This is a genomic window from Bradyrhizobium sp. USDA 4486, assembly GCF_054057995.1.
Window position 1 is genome coordinate 1,714,935 of record NZ_JBSRZV010000001.1, and the last position, 19,106, is coordinate 1,734,040.

Annotated in this window: 22 protein-coding genes and 1 pseudogene; 10 read left to right on the top strand and 13 right to left on the bottom strand. The window is 64.6% G+C overall.

Annotation, left to right across the window (positions count from 1 at the left end; all coding sequences use genetic code 11):
• The first annotated feature begins 7 nt into the window (after positions 1-7).
• Positions 8-1,048 (top strand): phenylacetaldoxime dehydratase family protein, encoded by a 1,041-nt coding sequence (locus tag ACVWY3_RS08420; RefSeq protein WP_456838034.1) that lies wholly within the window; start codon positions 8-10, stop codon positions 1,046-1,048.
• On the opposite strand, the gene ACVWY3_RS08425 is transcribed toward ACVWY3_RS08420, so the two are convergent.
• Both ACVWY3_RS08425 and ACVWY3_RS08430 read right to left on the bottom strand, forming a co-directional pair.
• Complete coding sequence (locus tag ACVWY3_RS08425; RefSeq protein WP_456838035.1) at positions 1,045-1,683, bottom strand: HAD family hydrolase; 639 nt, start codon at positions 1,681-1,683, stop codon at positions 1,045-1,047. The two genes, ACVWY3_RS08420 and ACVWY3_RS08425, sit on opposite strands and share 4 nt — an antisense overlap.
• Before the next feature lie 71 nt (positions 1,684-1,754).
• A complete protein-coding gene (locus ACVWY3_RS08430) occupies positions 1,755-2,771 on the bottom strand; it encodes a TRAP transporter substrate-binding protein (protein ID WP_456838036.1) in 1,017 nt (338 codons plus the stop codon).
• Between the two features lie 213 nt (positions 2,772-2,984).
• Between ACVWY3_RS08430 and ACVWY3_RS08435 the strand changes: the two genes are divergently transcribed.
• From ACVWY3_RS08435 to tsaA, 3 genes and pseudogenes are all read left to right on the top strand, one after another.
• Positions 2,985-3,827, top strand: coding sequence for a transglycosylase SLT domain-containing protein (locus ACVWY3_RS08435; RefSeq protein WP_456838037.1), 843 nt, complete (start codon positions 2,985-2,987; stop codon positions 3,825-3,827).
• Between the two features lie 65 nt (positions 3,828-3,892).
• Positions 3,893-4,036: pseudogene (locus ACVWY3_RS08440) on the top strand (AzlD domain-containing protein); the annotation flags it as partial.
• Between the two features lie 32 nt (positions 4,037-4,068).
• Complete coding sequence (tsaA, locus tag ACVWY3_RS08445) at positions 4,069-4,560, top strand: tRNA (N6-threonylcarbamoyladenosine(37)-N6)-methyltransferase TrmO (protein ID WP_456838038.1); 492 nt, start codon at positions 4,069-4,071, stop codon at positions 4,558-4,560.
• A 3-nt stretch (positions 4,561-4,563) separates the two neighbouring features.
• Here tsaA and ACVWY3_RS08450 read toward each other — a convergent pair whose 3' ends face one another.
• Genes ACVWY3_RS08450 through ACVWY3_RS08465 form a run of 4 tightly spaced genes read right to left on the bottom strand, consistent with a single transcriptional unit; the run spans position 4,564 to position 7,554 of the window.
• Positions 4,564-4,989, bottom strand: a complete 426-nt coding sequence (locus tag ACVWY3_RS08450) for an HIT domain-containing protein (protein ID WP_456838039.1) — start codon at positions 4,987-4,989, stop codon at positions 4,564-4,566.
• 50 nt (positions 4,990-5,039) lie between these two features.
• Positions 5,040-6,281, bottom strand: coding sequence for a GNAT family N-acetyltransferase (locus ACVWY3_RS08455; RefSeq protein ID WP_456838040.1), 1,242 nt, complete (start codon positions 6,279-6,281; stop codon positions 5,040-5,042).
• 53 nt (positions 6,282-6,334) lie between these two features.
• The gene (locus ACVWY3_RS08460) at positions 6,335-7,081 is read right to left on the bottom strand and encodes a glycerophosphodiester phosphodiesterase (protein WP_456838041.1); all 747 of its coding nucleotides are present in this window, start codon (positions 7,079-7,081) and stop codon (positions 6,335-6,337) included.
• 5 nt (positions 7,082-7,086) lie between these two features.
• Positions 7,087-7,554: a RidA family protein gene (locus tag ACVWY3_RS08465; protein WP_014494672.1), complete on the bottom strand. Its 468-nt coding sequence runs from the start codon at positions 7,552-7,554 to the stop codon at positions 7,087-7,089.
• 243 nt (positions 7,555-7,797) lie between these two features.
• Here ACVWY3_RS08465 and ACVWY3_RS08470 point away from each other — a divergent pair, with 243 nt between their 5' ends.
• The 3 genes from ACVWY3_RS08470 to ACVWY3_RS08480 all read left to right on the top strand — a co-directional run bounded on the left by ACVWY3_RS08470 (position 7,798) and on the right by ACVWY3_RS08480 (position 9,849).
• Positions 7,798-8,643: a cell envelope integrity EipB family protein gene (locus ACVWY3_RS08470; protein ID WP_456838042.1), complete on the top strand. Its 846-nt coding sequence runs from the start codon at positions 7,798-7,800 to the stop codon at positions 8,641-8,643.
• A gap of 71 nt (positions 8,644-8,714) precedes the next feature.
• Positions 8,715-9,116 (top strand): RidA family protein, encoded by a 402-nt coding sequence (locus ACVWY3_RS08475; RefSeq protein ID WP_456838043.1) that lies wholly within the window; start codon positions 8,715-8,717, stop codon positions 9,114-9,116.
• Positions 9,117-9,408: 292 nt separating this feature from the next.
• Positions 9,409-9,849, top strand: coding sequence for a MerR family transcriptional regulator (locus tag ACVWY3_RS08480; RefSeq protein ID WP_456838044.1), 441 nt, complete (start codon positions 9,409-9,411; stop codon positions 9,847-9,849).
• Here ACVWY3_RS08480 and ACVWY3_RS08485 read toward each other — a convergent pair.
• The 4 genes from ACVWY3_RS08485 to ACVWY3_RS08500 all read right to left on the bottom strand — a co-directional run bounded on the left by ACVWY3_RS08485 (position 9,826) and on the right by ACVWY3_RS08500 (position 12,645).
• Positions 9,826-10,230, bottom strand: coding sequence for a nuclear transport factor 2 family protein (locus ACVWY3_RS08485; RefSeq protein ID WP_456838045.1), 405 nt, complete (start codon positions 10,228-10,230; stop codon positions 9,826-9,828). The two genes, ACVWY3_RS08480 and ACVWY3_RS08485, sit on opposite strands and share 24 nt — an antisense overlap.
• Before the next feature lie 64 nt (positions 10,231-10,294).
• Positions 10,295-10,711, bottom strand: coding sequence for an ACT domain-containing protein (locus ACVWY3_RS08490; RefSeq protein WP_456843318.1), 417 nt, complete (start codon positions 10,709-10,711; stop codon positions 10,295-10,297).
• Between the two features lie 336 nt (positions 10,712-11,047).
• A complete protein-coding gene (locus ACVWY3_RS08495) occupies positions 11,048-12,337 on the bottom strand; it encodes a DNA polymerase IV (protein ID WP_456838046.1) in 1,290 nt (429 codons plus the stop codon).
• Positions 12,334-12,645, bottom strand: coding sequence for a DUF3572 domain-containing protein (locus ACVWY3_RS08500; RefSeq protein ID WP_456838047.1), 312 nt, complete (start codon positions 12,643-12,645; stop codon positions 12,334-12,336). The genes ACVWY3_RS08495 and ACVWY3_RS08500 overlap by 4 nt, the downstream gene beginning before the upstream one ends.
• Positions 12,646-12,886: 241 nt before the next feature.
• On the opposite strand from ACVWY3_RS08500, the gene ACVWY3_RS08505 reads away from it, so the two are divergent.
• Positions 12,887-13,252 (top strand): response regulator, encoded by a 366-nt coding sequence (locus tag ACVWY3_RS08505; RefSeq protein WP_008566616.1) that lies wholly within the window; start codon positions 12,887-12,889, stop codon positions 13,250-13,252.
• Between the two features lie 14 nt (positions 13,253-13,266).
• A complete protein-coding gene (locus ACVWY3_RS08510; protein WP_456838048.1) occupies positions 13,267-14,640 on the top strand; it encodes a PleD family two-component system response regulator in 1,374 nt (457 codons plus the stop codon).
• 34 nt (positions 14,641-14,674) lie between these two features.
• On the opposite strand, the gene ACVWY3_RS08515 is transcribed toward ACVWY3_RS08510, so the two are convergent.
• Entirely contained in the window at positions 14,675-15,277 is a 603-nt protein-coding gene (locus ACVWY3_RS08515; protein WP_456838049.1) for a TetR/AcrR family transcriptional regulator, read from the bottom strand.
• Positions 15,278-15,407: 130 nt separating this feature from the next.
• On the opposite strand from ACVWY3_RS08515, the gene ACVWY3_RS08520 reads away from it, so the two are divergent.
• Positions 15,408-16,646, top strand: coding sequence for an MFS transporter (locus ACVWY3_RS08520; protein ID WP_456838050.1), 1,239 nt, complete (start codon positions 15,408-15,410; stop codon positions 16,644-16,646).
• 10 nt (positions 16,647-16,656) lie between these two features.
• Here ACVWY3_RS08520 and ACVWY3_RS08525 read toward each other — a convergent pair whose 3' ends face one another.
• Positions 16,657-17,223, bottom strand: a complete 567-nt coding sequence (locus tag ACVWY3_RS08525) for a hypothetical protein (protein WP_456838051.1) — start codon at positions 17,221-17,223, stop codon at positions 16,657-16,659.
• A gap of 43 nt (positions 17,224-17,266) precedes the next feature.
• On the bottom strand, positions 17,267-18,868 hold the full coding sequence (locus tag ACVWY3_RS08530; protein ID WP_456838052.1) for a hypothetical protein: 1,602 nt from the start codon (positions 18,866-18,868) through the stop codon (positions 17,267-17,269).
• Positions 18,869-19,106: the final 238 nt, after the last annotated feature.

Sequence of the window (19,106 nt, forward strand, 5' to 3'; positions counted from 1 at the left end):
CACGATCATGGAATCCGCAATTCCTCTGCATCTCGAAACGGTGCGCACGCGTCACAAGCGCGTGCCTGATGACTACCAGCCGCCATATCCGTCCTTCGTGGCGCGCTACAAGCCGGCCGTGAGCCGCGTGGTGATGGCTTATTTTGGCGTGCAGCATCGTGGGTCGGGGTCGGCGGCGGCGACTGAGGCGCTCGCGGAGATCGCCGGACGTTTCGCGGGCGAGGGCGGTCCCTCGCATTGGGACCGCGCGCATTATGTCGACCAGGCCGGCTATGAGACCATCGTCTCGGTGGCCTATTGGGATGACGTCGCGCGCTTCGACGCCTGGTTTGCGCCGGCGCGCGAAGTGTGGACCGGCAAGCCGCGGGAAGGCATCGGCACCTTCATCGAGGTGCTGCGTCCCGCGCTGGCGCGACACGAGACACTGTTCTCCTCACGCGACCGGCCCGAAGGCGTCGCCGTCATCGCCGACGGCATGAGCGGCCAGGTGCAGGAGCACGCTTATTGGGGCGGCATGCGCGATCGCATTCCACTGTCGCAGACCGATCCGATGTCGCCGACCGGTACTCCCGAGCTGATCCGCGATGGCGCGCGCCTGCGCGTCAAGGCACACGACAATCTCTGCCTGATCCGTTCCGGGCAGGACTGGAGCGATACCGAGGGGTCCGAGCGAAAACTTTATCTCGACGACGTCGAGCCGGTGCTCCACGAGGGAATGGATTTTCTGCGCGACGACGGCCTTGCGATCGGCTGCTACGCCAATCGCTACATGCAGGTGCTCGCGGCTGACGGCAGCGCGAGCAAAAAATCCTACGGCCAGAGCTGGTGGAAGAGTCTGGCCGCACTGGAACGATGGGCGGAGTCGCATCCGACCCACGTCAGGATCTTCGGCGCGGCGATGAAGTACCTCTCGACGCTCGGGCCCTCGGCCAAGCTGCGCTTGTATCACGAGGTCACGGTCGCGGCTGCGGACGAGCAGTTCTTCGAGTATCGGAGCTGCCATGCAAAAACCGGCATGCTGGCGGCGGTGGAGACCGTCAGCGCCTAAGCGACGCAGTGGCCGAGCAGCTCAGGATGCGCGGCGCAGATGTGATGTGCGCCGGCATCCCGGAGCTCGGCCTCGCTGCCATAGCCGTAGAGCACTCCGATCGCGGTCATGCCGTTGGTGCGGGCGCCGACCACGTCGTGGCTGCGGTCGCCGATCATGATCGCGCTGGCGGGATCGACCTTGGCTTGTTCAAGGGCGTAGCGCAGCAGCTCGCGCTTGTCGACGCGCGTGCCGTCGAGCTCGGAGCCGAACACGCGCTCGAAATACGGCTTCAGGCCGAAATGATCGACGATGCGGTTGGCATAGACTGCCGGCTTGCTGGTCGCCACGAACATGCGCTGATGCGTCGCGGCGATCGAGGACAATGTGTCCTTGATCCCGCCATAGGCCTCGTTCTCGAACAGGCCGACATCGCTGAAGCGCTCGCGATAGAGCAGCAGCGCGCGGTCGGCGAGTTCCGAGCTGCCTGTGAGCTTCTCCAGGCTGGCATGCAGGGGCGGGCCGATGCACCAGGTCAACTCGTCCTCGCTCGGCACTGCGACGTTGAGCCGCTCCAGCGCGTACTGGATCGAGCGGGTGATTCCGGGTTTCGGGTTGGTCAGGGTGCCATCGAGATCAAAATAGATTGTCGTCATCAGGGCGGAACCAGCGTTGAGACTGCCGCCCGTTGCTAGCCGGATCAGGCGTCAAGTCAAGGTCCGGAAGGTCATTGCTGCTTCGTCCATTCGACGATCGCTGTGGCCTCCGGGCCGGCCTGGGTTTCCCAGGCTGCGATCGTGCTGGTCGCGGCGTTGCGAAGCGCTCCGATGAGAGATTGCGGCGCGGGCTCAGCGATGCTGACGCCGTTGTCGCGCATGCGTGCGTAATTCTCGGCGGTGCGATGGGCGAGCAGCGCGAACTGGCTCCGCTCGGTCTCGGCTGCAGCCGCCATGACCTCGCGCTGCATCGGCTCGGACAGTTCTGCGAACGCCTCGCTGCGGACGAAGGCGATCGAGATCGGCATCGCATAATTGATGGCCGTGAAATGCGGCAGGTAGTCCCAGAGCTTGCGTCCCGCACCGCCATCGCCGGAGGTGAGGAATGCGTTCAGTTGGTGCTCCTTCAGTCCGGCAAGCGCCTTGTCCATCGGCAGGAACAGCGCATTTGCTCCGGCGGTACGCATCACCGCGCTGGAATTGGCGTCGTAGGCGCGCAAATTCAATTTCGGCAGATCGTCGGCGCCCGCGAGCGCATGATCGGACCAGAGGCCCGTCGCCGGCCAGATCGTGAGATAGAGCAACTTCAGACCGCGCGCTGCGAAGGCCTTCTCGTAGAGCGGACGGGCCCGCGCATTGGTGGCGCGCGCGACATCGAGCGTTTGCACCAGAAAGGGCAGGGTGGAGAGGCCGAGCACCGGGTCGAGGCCGGACAGCGCACCCGCGAAGGCATCGCCGCCGGCGATGCGGCCATCCAGCGCAGCCCGCGGCATTTCGCCCGAATTGATCTTGAGCTCGTTGTCGAAGGCGCTCGTCACGGTCACAAAACCGTTTGTGCGCGCCGCGACGTGATCGGCGAAAGTGGTGAGGCCGATGCCCGAGATGTTGTTTTGCGGATATTCCGTGGCCATCAGCCAGCTGACCTGCGCCAGGGCCGGCGCGGCGGACAGAACGAGGGCAGCGAGGGCCAGGATTGCGCGGATCCGTCGGGCGGGGGAACGCATTGGGAGAAGCAGGTCAGGCAACATATATTGGCAACTCGTCGAACCATGGCACGATGCCACATGGCAGAACAACTTGTCGCATGCCGCGCCGGCACGCGCCACAACGATGCTTGGGCAAAGTTGGCGCGAATTGCAGCATTTATCCTTGTCGCGCTGGCCGCGCCGGCGACGCAGGCGGCTTGGGACAGCTCACCCGCGAAAACGAACATAGCCGTCCCCAGTGTCGAAGAGCTGGCGATGCCGCCGCAAAAGCCCGCAGACGCACGCGAGAGCGACACGCGTGAATCCATCTGCCTGATCGTCGAGGCCGCGGCACGCGACAATAACCTGCCCCTGGAGTTCTTCGCCCGCGTGATCTGGCAGGAGAGCCGCTTCCAGGCCGATGCGGTGGGGCCGATGACGCGCAGCGGCCAGCACGCCCAGGGGATCGCGCAGTTCATGCCGGGCACCGCGAGCGAGCGCGGGCTGCTCAATCCCTTCAATCCGGTGCAGGCGCTGCCGAAGTCCGCGGAATTTCTCAACGAGCTGCGGAACCAGTTCGGCAATCTCGGCCTTGCGGCGGCTGCCTACAATGCGGGACCGCGCCGTGTGCAGGAATGGCTCGCCGGCACCGGCCCGATGCCGGAGCAGACCCGCAACTATGTCTATGCCATCACCGGCGCGAGCGTCGATGCCTGGGCCAAGGCCGGCAGCACCGGCAAGGGGCCGCCGAGCTCGCCGCCGACGAGCTGCCGCGATCTGATGGCGCTGCTCAAGCGCGCGCCAAATCCGTTCGTGGCCGAGCTCGAGCAGCATGTGGAGCTCGCCGCCGCAAAGATCTGGGGCGTGCAGCTCGCGGCCGGCTTCGACCGCAACAAGGCGCTGGCGATGTATTCCCGGGCCGTCACGAAGCTGAGCACCGTGATCGGCGAGCGTGATCCGAGCCTGCTAAGGTCGGTGATGCGCAGCCGCGGCACGCGCGCGTTCTACCAGGTGCGCATCGGCGCGGATACGCGGAGCGAGGCGGATGATCTCTGCAATAAGATCCGCAAGGCCGGTGGCGCCTGTTTCGTGCTGAGGAATAGGGGTGTGAGCGGGTAGGGCACACGCCTCTCTGCTTGTCATTCCGGGGCGATGCGAAGCATCGAACGATGGTGCGCAGTTGCGCGCTGGCCAGCGTGCCCGATGCCTTGCGCGACGGTGCGGTCGGCCCCTGCCTCGTCGTCTTCCTGCTGACCCGCCGCTCGATTTTCGCCGGCGTGGTGACCGGCGAACTCTTCATGCTGGCCGGGAAATGGTGGTTGGGCTAAAACTGCCGGCGAACAGCTAAGGAACTGGAAATATGGTTCGCGAAAACGAGCTCCGCGAGGGTGAGGTCGCCATCGAGTTGCCGCCCGTGGAGGATGCCGGCCTCGTCTTCATCGGCCGCATCCGCACGCCCTGGACCTCGCGGCTGGAGACGCCGCGGCAGGGCCGCCATGACGGCCCGATCTGCCGGCTCGAGATTTTTGAACCGTTCGTGCCCGCGATCAAGGGCGTGGACTTCTATAGCAATCTCGAAGTGCTGTACTGGCTCGACAAGTCGCGCCGCGACATCATCCTGCAAAGCCCGAAGAACAACGAGAAAACCCGCGGCACATTCTCGCTGCGCTCGCCGGTCAGGCCCAATCCGATCGGGACCTCGATCGTGAAGCTGGTCGGCATCGAGGGAAATGCGATTCTGGTACGCGGGCTCGACTGCATCGACAACACGCCGCTGATCGACATCAAGCCTGATCGCTGCGAGTTCACGCCGCTGGCCGCGCCGCAGCCGGGGGATTTCCAGACGGAGTGACGTTCAGCTCTTCAGCGCCGCGATCAGCTTCGCCGCATGGTCTTCCAGCACCTTGTCGTCCTCCTTGCGGCTGGCGGGCGGCAGCATCGCCACGCCGTCGTGGCGGGGCATCACGTGCATGTGCAGGTGAAACACCACCTGCCCGCCGGCTGGCTCGTTGAACTGCTGCACCGTGATGCCGTCGGCCTTGAACGCCTTCATCGCGGCCGCCGCGATCTTGTGCGCGCCGCGCGCGACATGGGCGTAGTCGTCCGGCGTGATATCGAGGATGTTGCGGACAGGGACCTTGGGGATCACGAGGGTGTGGCCGGTCACGCGCGGCATGATGTCGAGGAAGGCGAAGACGTGCTCGTCCTCATAGACCTTGTGGCAGGGCAGCTCGCCACGCAGGATCTTTGCGAAGATGTTGTTGGTGTCGTAGGCGGTCATGACGGCTCCCTCGGAATTTTGCGCTTACTGTCACCAGCGACGGCAAACCGTCAAGGCGCCTCGCCAATGCCCTTGCGGAACGGGCCGAGCTCGGCAAGCTCCCGTCCGGCCTCGGCCACATAGGCCCGCTCGCGCTCGAGGTAATCGTCGATGGCGCGGCGCAGGCCGGGATCGGCGATGAAATGGGCTGAATGCGTGGTCCGCGGCAGGTAGCCGCGCGCGATCTTGTGCTCTCCCTGAGCGCCCGCCTCGACATGGGTGAGGCCGCGCTTGATGGCAAAATCGATCGCTTGATAGTAGCAGACCTCGAAATGCAGGAAGGGATGATGCTCGACCGCGCCCCAGTTGCGGCCGAACAGCGTGTCCGAGCCAATGAAGTTGATCGCGCCCGCGATCCAACGGCCGTTGCGGCGAGCCATCACCAGCAGCACGTCCTCTGCCATGGTTTCGCCGATCAGCGAGAAGAATTCGCGCGTGAGATACGGCCGGCCCCATTTGCGCGAGCCGGTCTCCATGTAGAATTCGAAGAACGCGTCCCAGGCATCCTCGGTGATGTCTTTTCCGGTGAGCCAGTGGATGGTGACGCCCGCTGCTAGCGCGTCGCGCCGCTCGCGCTTGATCGACTTGCGGTGGCGCGAATTCAGCGTCGCCAGGAAGTCCTCGAAGCTGGCGAAACCCTGGTTGTGCCAATGGAACTGCTGGTCGGTGCGCTGAAGGAAGCCGTGCTGGGCCAGCAGCTTCCACTCGGCTTCGCGAGCGAAGGTGACGTGGACCGAGGAAGCCTTGCTGACACCGCACAGCGCGACCAACCCGCTCGCCAGCGCTTCGGTGATGTGCTCGCGGTCGACGCCGTCGCGCACCAGTAGCCGCGGACCCGTGGCCGGCGTGAAGGGAACCGAGACCTGGAGCTTCGGATAGTAGCGTCCGCCGGCGCGCTCATAGGCGTCCGCCCAGCCGCGGTCGAAGACATATTCGCCTTGGCTGTGCGATTTTAGATAGCAGGGCACGACGCCTGCGACGCGGCCGTCGAGCTTGGCCACGAGGTGGCGCGGTGCCCAGCCGGTGCGGATCGTTGCCGAACCCGATTTCTCGACGGCGGATAAAAACGCGTGTGAGACGAACGGGTTGTAGGCCGGTCTTGAGAGGCCGAGGGAATCGCCTGGAAGAGCCGATGAGGTTCCCGCGCCAAGCCCGTTGCACTTGCCACCGGGATTGGCGCAGGCGTCCCAATCCTCCGGCGAGACTTCGCCAATGGACGGGACGGCCTCGAGCGTAATTTCGGATGATGCCATTGAGCCCAAGATCGTGCATTGCAGCAGCGACTTCAAGGGTGGGAACATCATGCCTACGGCACGAATCCCTCAAAGATCATCTGGTCGGCATATTGCCCGACCCGCGTGCGCTGCTCCGGTGTGCGGACGGTCCAGCCGAGCAGGGGGCAGCCGAAGACGTTGCGGGCGATCCAGGGGGCGGGGGCCGGGAGGTGGTCGACCTTGAAGGCGACGAAATGCGGCTGGGTCTGAAAACCGTGACGCAGGTACAGCATGCTGTCGCGCTGCTCCTGCGTCAGATAGCCCCAGTATTCGTCCTCATAGGTCCGCTGCGCGACGATGCCGCGCGGGCGGCTCGGCAACAGCTCGCGGAGTGCCAGCACCTGGTCGGGATCGAAGGACATGCCGACGGCGGGGCCGTCATAGGACGCCAGCACCTCGGCCATGCGCCTCACTAGCCTGCGGTCGCCGCCAAAACGGCTCTTCACCTCGATCACCAGCGGCACGCGGCCGGCGACCATGGCGCAGAGGTCGGAGAGCGACATCATCCGCTCGTTGGTGTCCTTGAACTTGATCGCCCTCAGCTCCGCTGCGGCCTTCGAGACCACCTCGCCGGTCGCCTCGGTGAGACGGCCGAGCGCGTGGTCGTGGTGGACCATCGCCTCGCCATCGGCGGAGAGCTGGATGTCGACCTCGATTGAGAAATTGCCCGCGATCGCAGCCTGCACCGCGCCCGGCATGTTCTCGACGATGCCGCGCGAGATGTCGTGCAGGCCGCGATGGGCGACCGGCCGGGCTGTCAGCCAATCCGGAGCGCGCATGCGCGTCAGGCGACCTCGAACACGCCTTCGACCTCGACCGCCGCATCCGCGGGCAGCGAGGCGACGCCCACGGTGGTGCGGGCGTGGCGGCCCTTGTCACCGAAGGCGGCGACCATCAGGTCGGAGGCGCCGTTCAGCACTTTCGGCCCGTCCAGAAAGTCGGGCGCCGAGTTGATGAAGCCGCCGAGGCGCACCACGCGCACGACCTTGTCGAGATCGCCGAGCGCCGCCTTGACCTGGGCCAGCAGGTTGACCGCGCAGCCGCGCGCCGCCGCGGCGCCGTCCTCGATCGAGACGCCGGCGCCGAGCTTGCCCTTGGCGATCAGCTTGCCGGCGGGATCGAAGCAGACCTGGCCGGAGACGAACAGCAGATTGCCGGTGCGCACGAACGGCACGTAGTTGGCGACGGGGGTAGGGGCCTCGTGCAGCTTGATGCCCTGTTCCGCCAGTTTCTGCTCGACCGTGCCCGCCATGTTCGACCTCGTTGCCAGGAATTCGTAAGCCGGGCGCAATCTGTTGGCCCGGCGTGTCTGTTTCGCCCATCGTACCGCCACATGCAAGCAACCCGGAGTCACCGCAATTTGTTGAGGCAGGGCAGGCGGTTCAACGCAAGGGCCGCAACTTTACGTGAAACGGCCTCAGTTGCGACGCAATGGAACAGTCATTAAAATGTCGAATCTGCGCTTTCGCCAAGGACGCGTCCCCAAGGAACAGACATGGTGCACCTTTTCCGGACTTCGCTCGGTGTGATGGCGCTCGCGGCGGCCAGTTTCGGCCCGGGCTGCACGGCGCAGGCCGCCAACGGCCCGTTCCTCGCCCACCAGGCGCTGTACGATCTGAGCCTGGTGAAATCGCGCTCCAATTCGGTCAACAGCGCGCGCGGCCGCATTCTCTACAACTTCACCGGAAGCGCCTGCGAGGGCTACACCTCGGAATTCCGCCAGGTCTCCGAGCTCGACAGCGGCGAGGGTAAGGTCACGCTCAGCGACCTCCGCTCCAATTCCTGGGAAGATGCCGCGGGAAAAAGCTACCGCTTCAACATCGAGACGCGGATGAACGAGGCCGATGCCGGTCGTGTCGACGGCTCGGCGGAGCGCGACGGCGACCACATCAACGTCAAGCTGAAGCTGCCGGCACCCAAGACCTTCACCCTCGACGGCAAGATCGTGTTCCCGACCGAGCAGATCCAGCGCATCATTGCGGCGGCCAAGGACGGCAAGTCGCTGCTCGAGCTCTCCGTCTATGACGGCTCCGACGACGGCCAGAAGGTCTACAACACGCTGACCGTGATCGGCCAGCCGATCCCCGCCGACCGCACCACCTCATCCGATCCGTCGACCTCCGACGAGCACATGAAATCGCTGAGGCGCTGGCCCGTCACCGTCAGCTATTTCGATCGCGACGTGGAGCAGAAGGAGGGCGAGCAGACGCCGGTCTACGCGATGGCGTTCGAGCTCTACGAGAACGGCGTCTCCCGCCAGCTCGTGCTCGATTACAACGATTTCGTCATTTCCGGTGCCATGGGCAAGTTCGACGTCAAGGACAGCAAGCCCTGTAATTGAAGGGCAAGGCTAGCACCCAACGCCATCTCCGGTTACGCTCCCTCCCAACCACAAACTCGGGGAGCCAGCCCATGCCCACGCTCGACCATCTCCGCCCCAGCGGCCTGCATCACAATCCGGCCTATTCCCACGTCGTCACCGCCTCGGGCGCGCGCACCATCTACATCTCCGGGCAGGTCTCGGTGGACGAGGAAGGGCGGATCGTCGGCGAGGGCGATATCGCCGCGCAGACGACGCAGGTGATGCAGAATCTCGGCCTCGCGCTGAAGGCCGCAGGCGCGAGCTACGCCAACATCGTCAAGATCACGACCTTCGTCGTCGGCTACAAGCCGGAGCTGCGCCCGATCATCGGCAAGGCGCGATCGGTATTCTTCGAAGGCATGGAGCCGCCGGCCTCGACGCTCGTCGGCGTCTCCGCGCTGGCTGCGCCGGAATGGCTGATCGAGATCGAGGCGATCGCGGTCGCGGATTGACTGGGCTTCACTTGCCGCGGGCGACGCGCCGTCCTTGCTGGGCCGCGTCCGCCCGCGTTTTCGCAAAACGTGAAAACAACCCCATGCACAGTAGAAACGCAATTGCGGAACGGTAGGCTATTTCGTTTTTTTAGAATTTTCTTTGACGCGTCGGGCAAAACAGTGGTACTGTGCCATCGTAGCCATTCGAACGGCCGATCGAGACGGGCGAGGCAATCCACGCCGCGCGATATCCTTTCTGCGGGCAAACAGCGCTACGCTCGCCAGGCGGTTTCGAACGGGAGGGAAGACCATGTCGCGGGAGCTTCGCATCGGAGAGGTCGCCAGCCTAACGGGCCGCAGTATCCACACCATGCGTTGGTATGAAGCTCAGGGTTTGATCCCCCGCGTTATCAGGGGGCGCGGCGGACGGCGCATCTACAGCGATTTTCACGTTGGCTGGTTGGATCTGATGGAGCGGCTGCGCGGCACCGGCATGTCGGTCAGGCAGATGCGCGAATATGCAGCGCTTGCGAAACGCGGCCAAGCAACGCTGACCGAGCGTCACGCGCTGCTCGCAGCCCATCAGCAGCGTGTGCAGGACAACATTCGACGTTGGACGCAGGCTTTGGCGCTCATTGAAGCCAAGATCGAATTCTATGAGGAGTGGATCGTCGGAGGGGAAAGACCCGCCGTGTCGCCGCATGGACGCCTCAAGGCTGCGTCGGCCTCATTGGCTGCCGGGCGGCCTTAGAACCCTCTCGACCAATGCGGTGTCCATGTACTCGGTCAGCTCGCGCAGTTTTCCGTCCGCCATGCGAATGACGAAGCAGTAAGTATTTGCGTAGAGGTCGCCGGCAAGCGTCGTCGCATTGCCCCGACACTCGGCAACGACGTAATCGCCTTCTGCAATGATGCGGGATACCGTGAGTCTGGTGGGAGCGGTGAATTGTCGGTGGAGCGGCTTCATCAGGCGCTCCAGCACGTCGGCCTTGCCGACATACTCGCCGGACCAGGCCGTCGAGCCGGTGATCCGCCAGACGAAGTCATCTGCCATTGCGGCGATGAACGGGTTGGGGTCGCGACGTGCGCGCGCATCCATGATGTCCTGAATGAGCGCCTTGTTGTCGGTCACTGTCATGGGCTGTCTCCTTGAACCGAGGCCAGCCATCTCTCTACAGGCTAGAGCATGCTCTAGATCAAGCGCAATCACCCCCGTTTCGGCGTAAACGTGCATGCAAGAGAGCCATCGCTTCATCGGCCCGGTCGGCGGGCACGAAAAGATGATCGTGGTGGAAGGCCGACACGGCGTTCACGCTGATACCGGCTTCGGCCAGACGTGCCGTGATCGCCGCCAGAAAGCCCACCGCATCGAGCGCGGAGTGAAGCGTCAGGGTGATCAGGCGCGAGGGGAATGCGTAGCTTAGTCCGGCACGTTCAGCCTCCTCGCGCAGGATCACCAGCGTAGTTCCTTCGCGTTCGCGGAACGTCAGCATCGGGCTGATGGCGGCTGGAATGCTCGCGCGCGGCGCAAGCGTGCAAAACACGAAGATGTCGTCCAGGATCTCCGGCTTCATGTTACTCAGCAGCGCGTCGAGATTGCGTTCGCCTGTCACCATGCAAGACCTATAGCCCCCGAGTTGCTGTTGAGACCGCGACCAGCATACCTTTGTATATCTCCTCTAATCTTTCTAATAGGCCGAGCTTACGCCAGTACAATTGAGCGACAGCGGAAGATGCCTACAATTTGAGTCCACGCGGGTCACTGCGAGGCGGCTTAATGAACGTTGTCATTCGAAAGCTCAACGGCTTGTGGCACCTCATCGTCGGGGCTTGTCAGATCCGAACTCCGTTCCTGGAAACTCAGGATCGGCAGTTGGTCGTTCGATATGCCAGGCGTGCCTATCCGGGTGCACGGATCTACGAATGCGACTGACTTGAGCAGGACACGGTCACTCCTGCGCCTTCTCCGGCCCGTCATACGCGATGCCGCGGATCACGGCGGCGCTTCCGAACTTCTTGCGCAGACTGTCCACGGCGCGTTCAGCGTGGGCGGCGCGGCGGTCGAGCATGTCGGTGTCGTCGGCGGGCGAGCCCTCGCGCAGCGCGCTGACACCGGCGCCCATCAGGCGAAAGGCGGTGCCGTCGATCTCCTTTGCCAGCATCTCGCGGCAGATCGAGAAGATCTTTGCGGCAAGCTGCGTCGGGGCTGCAATCGACTGCGAGCGGGTGCGCTGGCGGAAATCGGCGGTCTTCAGTTTCAGCGTGACGGTCGAGCCGGCGAGCTCGCTGCTCTTCAGCCGCGACGAGGTCTTCTCGCACAGCCGCCACAGGATTTTTTCCAGCGTCGCGAAATCGCGGATATCGGTCTCGAAGGTGGTCTCGCTGGAGATCGTTTTGGCGCCGCGATCCGGCTCGACGCGGCGGTCGTCGATGCCGCGGGCGAGCCGCCACAGCCTGCGGCCGTCGCTCGGAAATTGCCGCATCAGCTCGATCTCGTCGGCCTTCTGCAGATCGGCGATGATGCGGAAACCGCGCTGCACGAGGCGCTCTTGCGTCGCCGGTCCAACCCCGAAGATGAAGCCGACCGGCTTTTCCGCCAGCATCGTGCGGGCTTCCTCCTGGTCCAGCGTGGCAAAGCCGCGCGGCTTGTCGAGGTCGGAGGCGATCTTGGCGAGGAACTTGTTGCAGGACAGCCCGACCGAGACGGTGATGCCGACATCGCGCTCGACGTTGCGGGCAAAGCGCGCCAGCACCTTTGCCGGGATCATGCCGTGGACACGCTCGGTGCCGGAAAGATCGAGGAAGGCCTCGTCGATCGAGAGCGGCTCGACCAGCGGCGTCAGCGCCTGCATCGCCCGCCGCACCTCGCGCCCGACGCGGACATACTTCGCCATGTCGGGCCGGATCACGGTCGCGTGCGGGCAAGCCTCGAGCGCCTTGAACATCGGCATGGCCGAGCGCACGCCATAGGTGCGCGCGATGTAGCAGGCGGCCGACACCACGCCACGCTTGCCCCCGCCGATGATGACGGGCTTGTCGGCGATATCAGGGTTGTCCCGTTTCTCGACCGTTGCATAAAAAGCATCGCAGTCGATGTGGGCGATGGTCAGGCTCGACAGCGCGCGGTGGCGGACGAGGCGGGGGGATCCGCAGGCGGAACAGCGCCGCACGCCCATATCCAGATCGGCCAGACAATCCCGGCAGAAGCAGCGGGGCCCCGCCGTATCGGGAGTGCTCACGGCACGTCGCGCTCCCAATTGGGGTCACCGAGCGCATCGCCAAGGACCTGCCGCGCCGCGGCGACGTTGGTCGGGTGCAGTTCCGCGGCCTTGGCGAAGGCCTTCACGGTGCCGTCATCGCGCAGCACGAAATCGAGCACGCTGAGGAGGAAATTGGGGTCCGAGGCGGCGTTGCGCAGGGTCTCCGGACCGACCCCCGTCTCGGCCAGGAACAGGCCCAGCCGCTCGGGCTCGCTCGCAACGAAGGACAGCGCCTGAATCGCAACGATTTCAGCGACTTCTCGGGGGTTGTGAACAGGCTTTTTCAATGGCCCAGTTTGCCTTTCCGTTAACTTTCGGTGTCTACTTTGAGATCATGCCCGAGTCTCGGCCCCGAGTCTTGCAGGCCCGGCGACAAGCAACTGGAAACCACATCGCAGAAAGTGGGCCCTCGGGTTTAACGAAACTAGAGCGAATCTGAGGCTAGTTTGAATCCAGTTTTCGAAGCGCCGGAAAGAGGCGCCTGAGGCGTCACATGTATCGGTCTTTCGGACCAAGCAGGAGGGCGGGATGGCCAAGACCGTCCTGATCGTGGAAGACAACGAGCTCAACATGAAGCTCTTCCGCGACCTGTTGGAGGCGCACGGCTACCAGACCTCCGGCACCAGCAACGGCTACGAGGCGCTCGACCTCGTGCGCAAGATGCGGCCCGACCTCGTGCTGATGGATATCCAATTGCCGCAGGTCTCCGGCCTCGAGGTGACGCGCTGGATCAAGGACGATCCGGAGCTGCGTGCCATTCCCGTCGTCGCGGTCACGGCGTTCGCGATGAAGGGCGACGAAGAGCGCATCCGCGAGGGCGGCTGCGAAGCCTATTTGTCCAAGCCGATCTCGGTCGGCAAATTCATTGAGACGGTCCGGCGTTTTATCGGATAGGAAGTGAGTTCACAGTGTCCGCGCGTATCCTGGTTGTCGATGACGTTCCTGCCAACGTCAAGCTGCTGGAGGCCCGCCTATCGGCTGAATATTTCGACGTGATGACCGCCTCGAACGGCGCCGAGGCGCTGGCGATCTGCCGGAGAGCCGAATGCGACATCATCCTGCTCGACGTCATGATGCCTGATATGGACGGCTTCGAGGTCTGTCGCCGCCTCAAGACCGATCCGGCGACGCACCACATCCCCGTCGTGATGGTTACCGCGCTCGACAGCCCCGCCGACCGCAACCGCGGCCTGGAGGCCGGCGCCGACGATTTTCTCACAAAGCCCGTCTCCGACGTCGTGCTGATCGCGCGTGTGCGCTCGCTGACGCGGCTGAAGATGATGACCGATGAGCTGCGCATGCGCGCCATCACCTCGCTCGAGATCGGCATGCAGGCGCCCGAGCGCAGCGCCGTCGCCGACACCGGCAAGGGTGGCCGCATCCTCCTGGTCGACGACCGCCAGTCCTCCTATGAGCGGCTGGCGACGACCCTCGCCGCCGAGCACACCATCGACGTCGAGCCGAACCCGACGGAGGCGCTGTTCCACGCTGCCGAGGGCAATTACGACCTTCTGATCGTCTCGCTCGACCTCAACAATTTCGATGGCCTGCGGCTCTGCAGCCAGGCGCGCTCGCTGGAGCGCACGCGCCACGTGCCGATCCTGGCGATCGCCGACGCCGAGAACTCGATGCGGCTGCTCCGCGGCCTCGAGATCGGCGTCAACGACTATCTGCTGCGCCCGATCGACAAGACCGAGCTCCTGGCCCGCGCGCGCACCCAGATCCGCCGCCGGCGCTACACCGATCATTTGCGCGACAACGTGCAGAACTCGATCGAGATGGCGATCACCGACGCGCTCACCGGCCTGCACAATCGCCGTTACATGGAGAGTCATCTGGCGACCCTCGCCGAGCAGGCCTCGATCCGCGGCAAGCCGCTCGCGCTGATGATCCTGGACATCGACTACTTCAAATCCATCAACGACAATTACGGCCACGACGCCGGCGACGACGTCTTGCGCGAATTCGCGGTGCGCGTGCGCAAATCGATCCGCGGCATTGATCTCGCATGCCGCTATGGCGGCGAGGAGTTCGTCATCGTGATGCCCGAGACCGATCTGCACGTCGCCGGCATGGTCGCCGAGCGCCTGCGCCGCTCGATCGCAGGCGAGCCCTTCGCCGTCCAGAAGGGGACCAAGCGCATCGAGGTCACGATCTCGATCGGCCTCACCACGCTGGAGCAGAAGGGCGAGGCGGTCGCCGACGTCCTCAAGCGCGCCGACACCGCGCTCTATCGCGCCAAGCACGACGGCCGCAATCGCGTGGTGTCGCAGGCGGCGTGAGGCTGCCTGACACCGAGTAACGCGGTGGCAGTGATCACCGCGGCGAGTGCTTGTCCTTCACCGGCTTTGCATCTCCACCCACATCAACCCCCGCATTCCGCAATAGCACCTTCGCCGCTTCCTTCGCGGCGCGGGCCATTGCGGGATCGTCGCGGACGAGGTCCTGCGCGATGGAGCCATCGACGAGGAGCACGAGCTGGGTTGCCAGCGCATCCGCATCCGCAACACCGAGCTCGTTCAGCCGATCACGAAACCACACGCGGCGGCTTTCCTTGAAGGCAATCGCGATCTTCTTCACCGCGCGATCTGCAGGCCCAAGCTCCGCCACCGCATTCACGAACGGGCAGCCGCGAAAATCCTTGGCCGCAAACCGCCGCTCCAGCGAATCGAAGGTCGCCAGGATCTGCTCGGCCGGCGGCTTGTCGGAGGGGCGCTGAGCGACAAAGCGGCGCTCCAGATACGCCGCGATCAGCGCGTCCTTGGACGGAAAGTGGTTGTAGAGCGTGCGCTTGCTGATGCCCACCTCGGCCGCGATCGTGTCGACGCCGATGGCGCGAATGCCTTGCAGATAGAACAGCTTGTCGGCGGTCTGAAGGATCCGCTCTTTCATGGTCTGTGGGGCGGGCGGGGGAGCCATGCGGTAGCGTGCATCCTGTTCGCTTGACAGCTTCGTCTATCTATAGCCTAAGTACACAGGTCTGTGTAACCAAAATCAACTGATATCGCAGACGGCGGCTGTCGCGCCGCGCCCAAACGGGAGAACAAAAATGCCCCTGTTGCAGGTTTTGCGTCCGACATTGCCCATCCTGATCGGCGCCTCGATCATGCTGACGCTGAGCATGGGGCTGCGGCAGAGCCTGGGCATCTTCATGCAGCCGCTGACGCAAGACATCCACATTTCGATCTCGGATTTCACGCTGGCGCTCGCCGTGCAGAACCTCGCCTGGGGCTTCCTCCAGCCGCTCGCGGGCGCGATGACGGTGCGCTACGGCTTCCGGCCCATCATGATCGTGGGTGCGCTGATGTACATCGTCGGCCTTGCGCTGATGGCGACCGCGAACGGCCTCGTCAGCATCATGATCGGCGCCGGGGTGCTGATCGGCACCTCGCTGGCCTGCACCGCTGCGGCGATCGCGATGTCGGTGGCGGCGCGTGCGGTGCCCGAAACGGTGCGCTCCACCGTGCTCGGCATCGTCTCCGGCGCGGGCTCGCTCGGCGCGCTGTTGTCGGCCCCGATCGGGCAGATGCTGAACGAGGGCTTTGGCTGGCGCATCGGGCTTGCCGGCTTCGTGATCATGTCGGCGCTGATGATCCCGGCGGCGTGGTATGCCGGCCGCGTCGACGCCATCCCGCTGCCGAAGGCGGCCGCCGACGACATCGGCGATGCCACGGCTGCGTCGGTGACGAGAACGGCGTTCGGCAACGCATCCTTCGTGGTGATGACCTGCGCCTATCTCGTCTGCGGCATGCAGCTCGTCTTCCTCACCACGCATCTGCCGTCCTATCTCGCGATCTGCGGCCTCGATCCGATGCTGAGCGCGCAGACGCTCGGCATGATCGGCGGCTTCAACGTCTTGGGCTCGCTGTTCTTCGGCTGGGCCGGCCAGCGCTGGAACAAGCTGGCGCTGCTTGGCGGCATCTACATCCTGCGCTCGCTCGCGCTCGCCTGGTACTTCATGCTGCCGGCCACGTCGTTCTCGACGCTGCTGTTCGGCGCAATCATGGGCTTCCTCTGGATGGGTGTCGGCCCGCTGGTCGCGGGCGCGGTCGCCGAGATGTTCGGCTTGCGCTGGCAGGCAATGATCCAGGGCCTTGCCTTCATGAGCCACCAGATCGGCAGCTTCCTCGGCGCTTACGGGGGAGGGCTGCTCTATGACGCGCTCGGGTCCTACACCATGGCCTGGCGCATCGGCGTGGCACTCGGCCTTGCCGGCGGCATCATCCAGGTCGCCTTCGCGCTGGTCAGGCCGTCGCAGCCGCCGGCGCCAGTGCTGAAGGCGGCGTAGGCGGAGTGGATTATAACCCCAGCGCGACCTCGGCCCATTTCAGCATGCGCTCGCTATTGAGGAACGCCAGCACTGCCGGCTCCAGCGACGCGGGCGCGCCCGGTCCAACCAGAGCCGTCGCGGCCACCATGTCGCAGCGCTGATTGAAGGCGAGCGAAAGCGCGGTGTTGCGATTGCCCTCGAGGCGATAGGCCCGGCTGCGGCCGCGCATGGGACCGACGATGATCTCTCGGCCGGCACCGCTCGGCGTTGCCTTGCCGATCAGCACCAGGTCGCCCATCTGCTCGAGATCGCGATCGTCGGCGATGCCGGTGGCGCAATTACAAAAGCCGAGCTTGGCGCGAACGTAGAGCTCGACCTCTGCGCCGCAATTGTCGGCCTTGCAGCGGAAGGCCTTTCCTTTGCCCCAGGGATCTGCGGCGAAAGGCCAGTCGATTTCCGTCCACACCGGGCGGACCTCGCCAGATGCCACAGTTGTGCGCGCCGGTTCGCCGGATCGCGAGATCCAGACCGCGGCGGCGGCGCAGAGCAGGGCGATGGCTGCGCTGATCGCAACGGATTTGCTTGTCAGGCGCATGAAAGCTGCCGTGGCGCTCTTGCTACTTGTGAGCCATGAGTTGTTAGTTCTGAGCCATGAACTTTCGTGCGGCCGCGAGCTCCTCCCGCGAGGAGTCGCCATTTCGCGCCATGTCGACGACTTTCGCATAGTACTGGCGTGCCTTCACGGCATCACCCGCTTTCTCGGCGGCGTGCGCGGCGCCGATCGTCGCGCCAAAGCGGTTCGGCTCCTTGCGCATGGTGCTTTCGAACGCCGCCAACGCCTCCGTCGCCATGTCGCGTTCGAGCAGCATGGTTCCGTAGAGCTCGCGGGCCGGGGCGAGCGGTCCCGGCGTCACGATGGATTTTTCGGTCTTGTCTTCGGCGTCGGCGGCAAGGCGCATCGCTTCCAACGCGTCCGCCTGTTTTCCCTGGGCGTTGAGCTGCCAGGCTGTGGCGACCTGCCGCTGAATGTCGACGATCTCGGCCCAATAGGCGTCCTTGTCCTGCTGCAGCTTGTCCCGCAGCTCCGTCAGCTTGGCGATGTCCGCCGTCGCCGCGTCCGCATTGCCGGAGCGCGCCGCGCCAAGCGCGCGGGCGAAATAGGTGATTGCGTCGACATAGGCAAACCGGCTCGGCTCGACCTTCAGCGCGGCGGCGCCCTGCCAATCGCCGCGCTCGACCATATAGCGCGCCTGACTGGCCGCGATCGCGTAGGGACCGGCACGGACAGCCGGGGCATAGCCCGTGGTCGCAGCCATGTCCGCGATGACGTCGCGGGCCCGGCCGTCCTGCGCAAGCTGGAGCAGGGCGTAGACCATATAGTCCTCGGCGTGCAGCTGCTCGCTGGGATCCTTGCCCTCCTTGGCTGCCTTGGCTGAACGGCTATTGGCCTCGATGGATTCGTTCCAATAGCCGACGCGCGTGAAAATGTGCGAGGGCATATGTAAAGCGTGCGGCGCCGCCGGCGCGATCTCGGAATAGCGCTTGGCAGCGTCGAGACCTTGCTCTGCGATTGCGGGATAGTCGTAGAGGTGGATCAGGTAATGCGCAACGCCGGGGTGCCGCGGCTGCCGCTTGAAGATCGGCTCGAGGATGGCCGCGCCCTTGAGCTGGTTGGCATAGGTCTTGTCGTTGGGTGACGCCGTGACATTCAGCGTGATGGCGTAGGCGATCTGCGCCTCGTCATCATCGGGATAGCGCGCGGCGACGGCTTCGGTCGCCTTGAGATAGGCCTGCGTGCGTTGGCCAAACGTCGTCTTCTCGTCGCCCGAATAGAAGGCCAGCAGCGCATCGACATAGTCGCGTTCACGTTGGCTCTTGGCGCCGAGGGCCTTGGCCTTCTGCAGCGCGGCGAGACCCTCGGCGAGGTTTTCCTTCGGCGCGGGAAAATGCGGATTGTACAGCAGGCTCAGCGCAATGCCCCAATAGGCGATCGCGCATTCCGGATCGGCCTGCAACGTCTCCTCGAAAATCTCTTTCGCGGGCCGGTACCAGAACGAGTGCTGATAGCGCATCCCGCGGTCAAAGCGGCGCTGCGCCACCTCGTTGCAGGACGTCTGGAAGTGAACCTTGCCGAACTGCTCGTCGGTCGCGTCTTCCGCGCGTGCGGCAGGCGAGGCGGAGATCGCGCAGAGGGTAGCGAGGGCGAGAAGAGAGACGGTTTTCAAGGCGAGCGCGCGCATCGGCCCCTCCGCTTCTGTTCGGAAAAAGTTTGGTCAGATGGCGCCGATAAACGCCGGGCGCCGAAGTCAGTAACTCTGAGATTGACAATGGCAATTACGTCGTTCGAAGGATTTGCCCATTCGCGATGCGAGTCAATAGGACGGGGCTGATTTGCGTTAGGGAAGCAGGCCTGTCAGGCCATCATGCAAGCTGCCGGTCGCAGCCGTTGATCCGTTGCGGACGTTGGCACTCTTCCGC

What these genes read in the sequence shown, in the direction of transcription:
- tsaA (WP_456838038.1), top strand. Translation starts at nt 4,069, where the DNA reads ATGGTTCGCGAAAACGAGCTCCGCGAGGGTGAGGTCGCCATCGAGTTG.
- ACVWY3_RS08505 (WP_008566616.1), top strand. Translation starts at nt 12,887, where the DNA reads ATGGCCAAGACCGTCCTGATCGTGGAAGACAACGAGCTCAACATGAAG.
- ACVWY3_RS08480 (WP_456838044.1), top strand. Translation starts at nt 9,409, where the DNA reads ATGTCGCGGGAGCTTCGCATCGGAGAGGTCGCCAGCCTAACGGGCCGC.
- ACVWY3_RS08525 (WP_456838051.1), bottom strand. Translation starts at nt 17,223, where the DNA reads ATGCGCCTGACAAGCAAATCCGTTGCGATCAGCGCAGCCATCGCCCTG.
- ACVWY3_RS08460 (WP_456838041.1), bottom strand. Translation starts at nt 7,081, where the DNA reads ATGCGCGCTCCGGATTGGCTGACAGCCCGGCCGGTCGCCCATCGCGGC.
- ACVWY3_RS08425 (WP_456838035.1), bottom strand. Translation starts at nt 1,683, where the DNA reads ATGACGACAATCTATTTTGATCTCGATGGCACCCTGACCAACCCGAAA.
- ACVWY3_RS08435 (WP_456838037.1), top strand. Translation starts at nt 2,985, where the DNA reads ATGCCGCCGCAAAAGCCCGCAGACGCACGCGAGAGCGACACGCGTGAA.
- ACVWY3_RS08470 (WP_456838042.1), top strand. Translation starts at nt 7,798, where the DNA reads ATGGTGCACCTTTTCCGGACTTCGCTCGGTGTGATGGCGCTCGCGGCG.
- ACVWY3_RS08475 (WP_456838043.1), top strand. Translation starts at nt 8,715, where the DNA reads ATGCCCACGCTCGACCATCTCCGCCCCAGCGGCCTGCATCACAATCCG.
- ACVWY3_RS08420 (WP_456838034.1), top strand. Translation starts at nt 8, where the DNA reads ATGGAATCCGCAATTCCTCTGCATCTCGAAACGGTGCGCACGCGTCAC.
- ACVWY3_RS08515 (WP_456838049.1), bottom strand. Translation starts at nt 15,277, where the DNA reads ATGGCTCCCCCGCCCGCCCCACAGACCATGAAAGAGCGGATCCTTCAG.
- ACVWY3_RS08455 (WP_456838040.1), bottom strand. Translation starts at nt 6,281, where the DNA reads ATGGCATCATCCGAAATTACGCTCGAGGCCGTCCCGTCCATTGGCGAA.
- ACVWY3_RS08520 (WP_456838050.1), top strand. Translation starts at nt 15,408, where the DNA reads ATGCCCCTGTTGCAGGTTTTGCGTCCGACATTGCCCATCCTGATCGGC.
- ACVWY3_RS08430 (WP_456838036.1), bottom strand. Translation starts at nt 2,771, where the DNA reads ATGTTGCCTGACCTGCTTCTCCCAATGCGTTCCCCCGCCCGACGGATC.
- ACVWY3_RS08465 (WP_014494672.1), bottom strand. Translation starts at nt 7,554, where the DNA reads ATGGCGGGCACGGTCGAGCAGAAACTGGCGGAACAGGGCATCAAGCTG.
- ACVWY3_RS08450 (WP_456838039.1), bottom strand. Translation starts at nt 4,989, where the DNA reads ATGACCGCCTACGACACCAACAACATCTTCGCAAAGATCCTGCGTGGC.
- ACVWY3_RS08530 (WP_456838052.1), bottom strand. Translation starts at nt 18,868, where the DNA reads ATGCGCGCGCTCGCCTTGAAAACCGTCTCTCTTCTCGCCCTCGCTACC.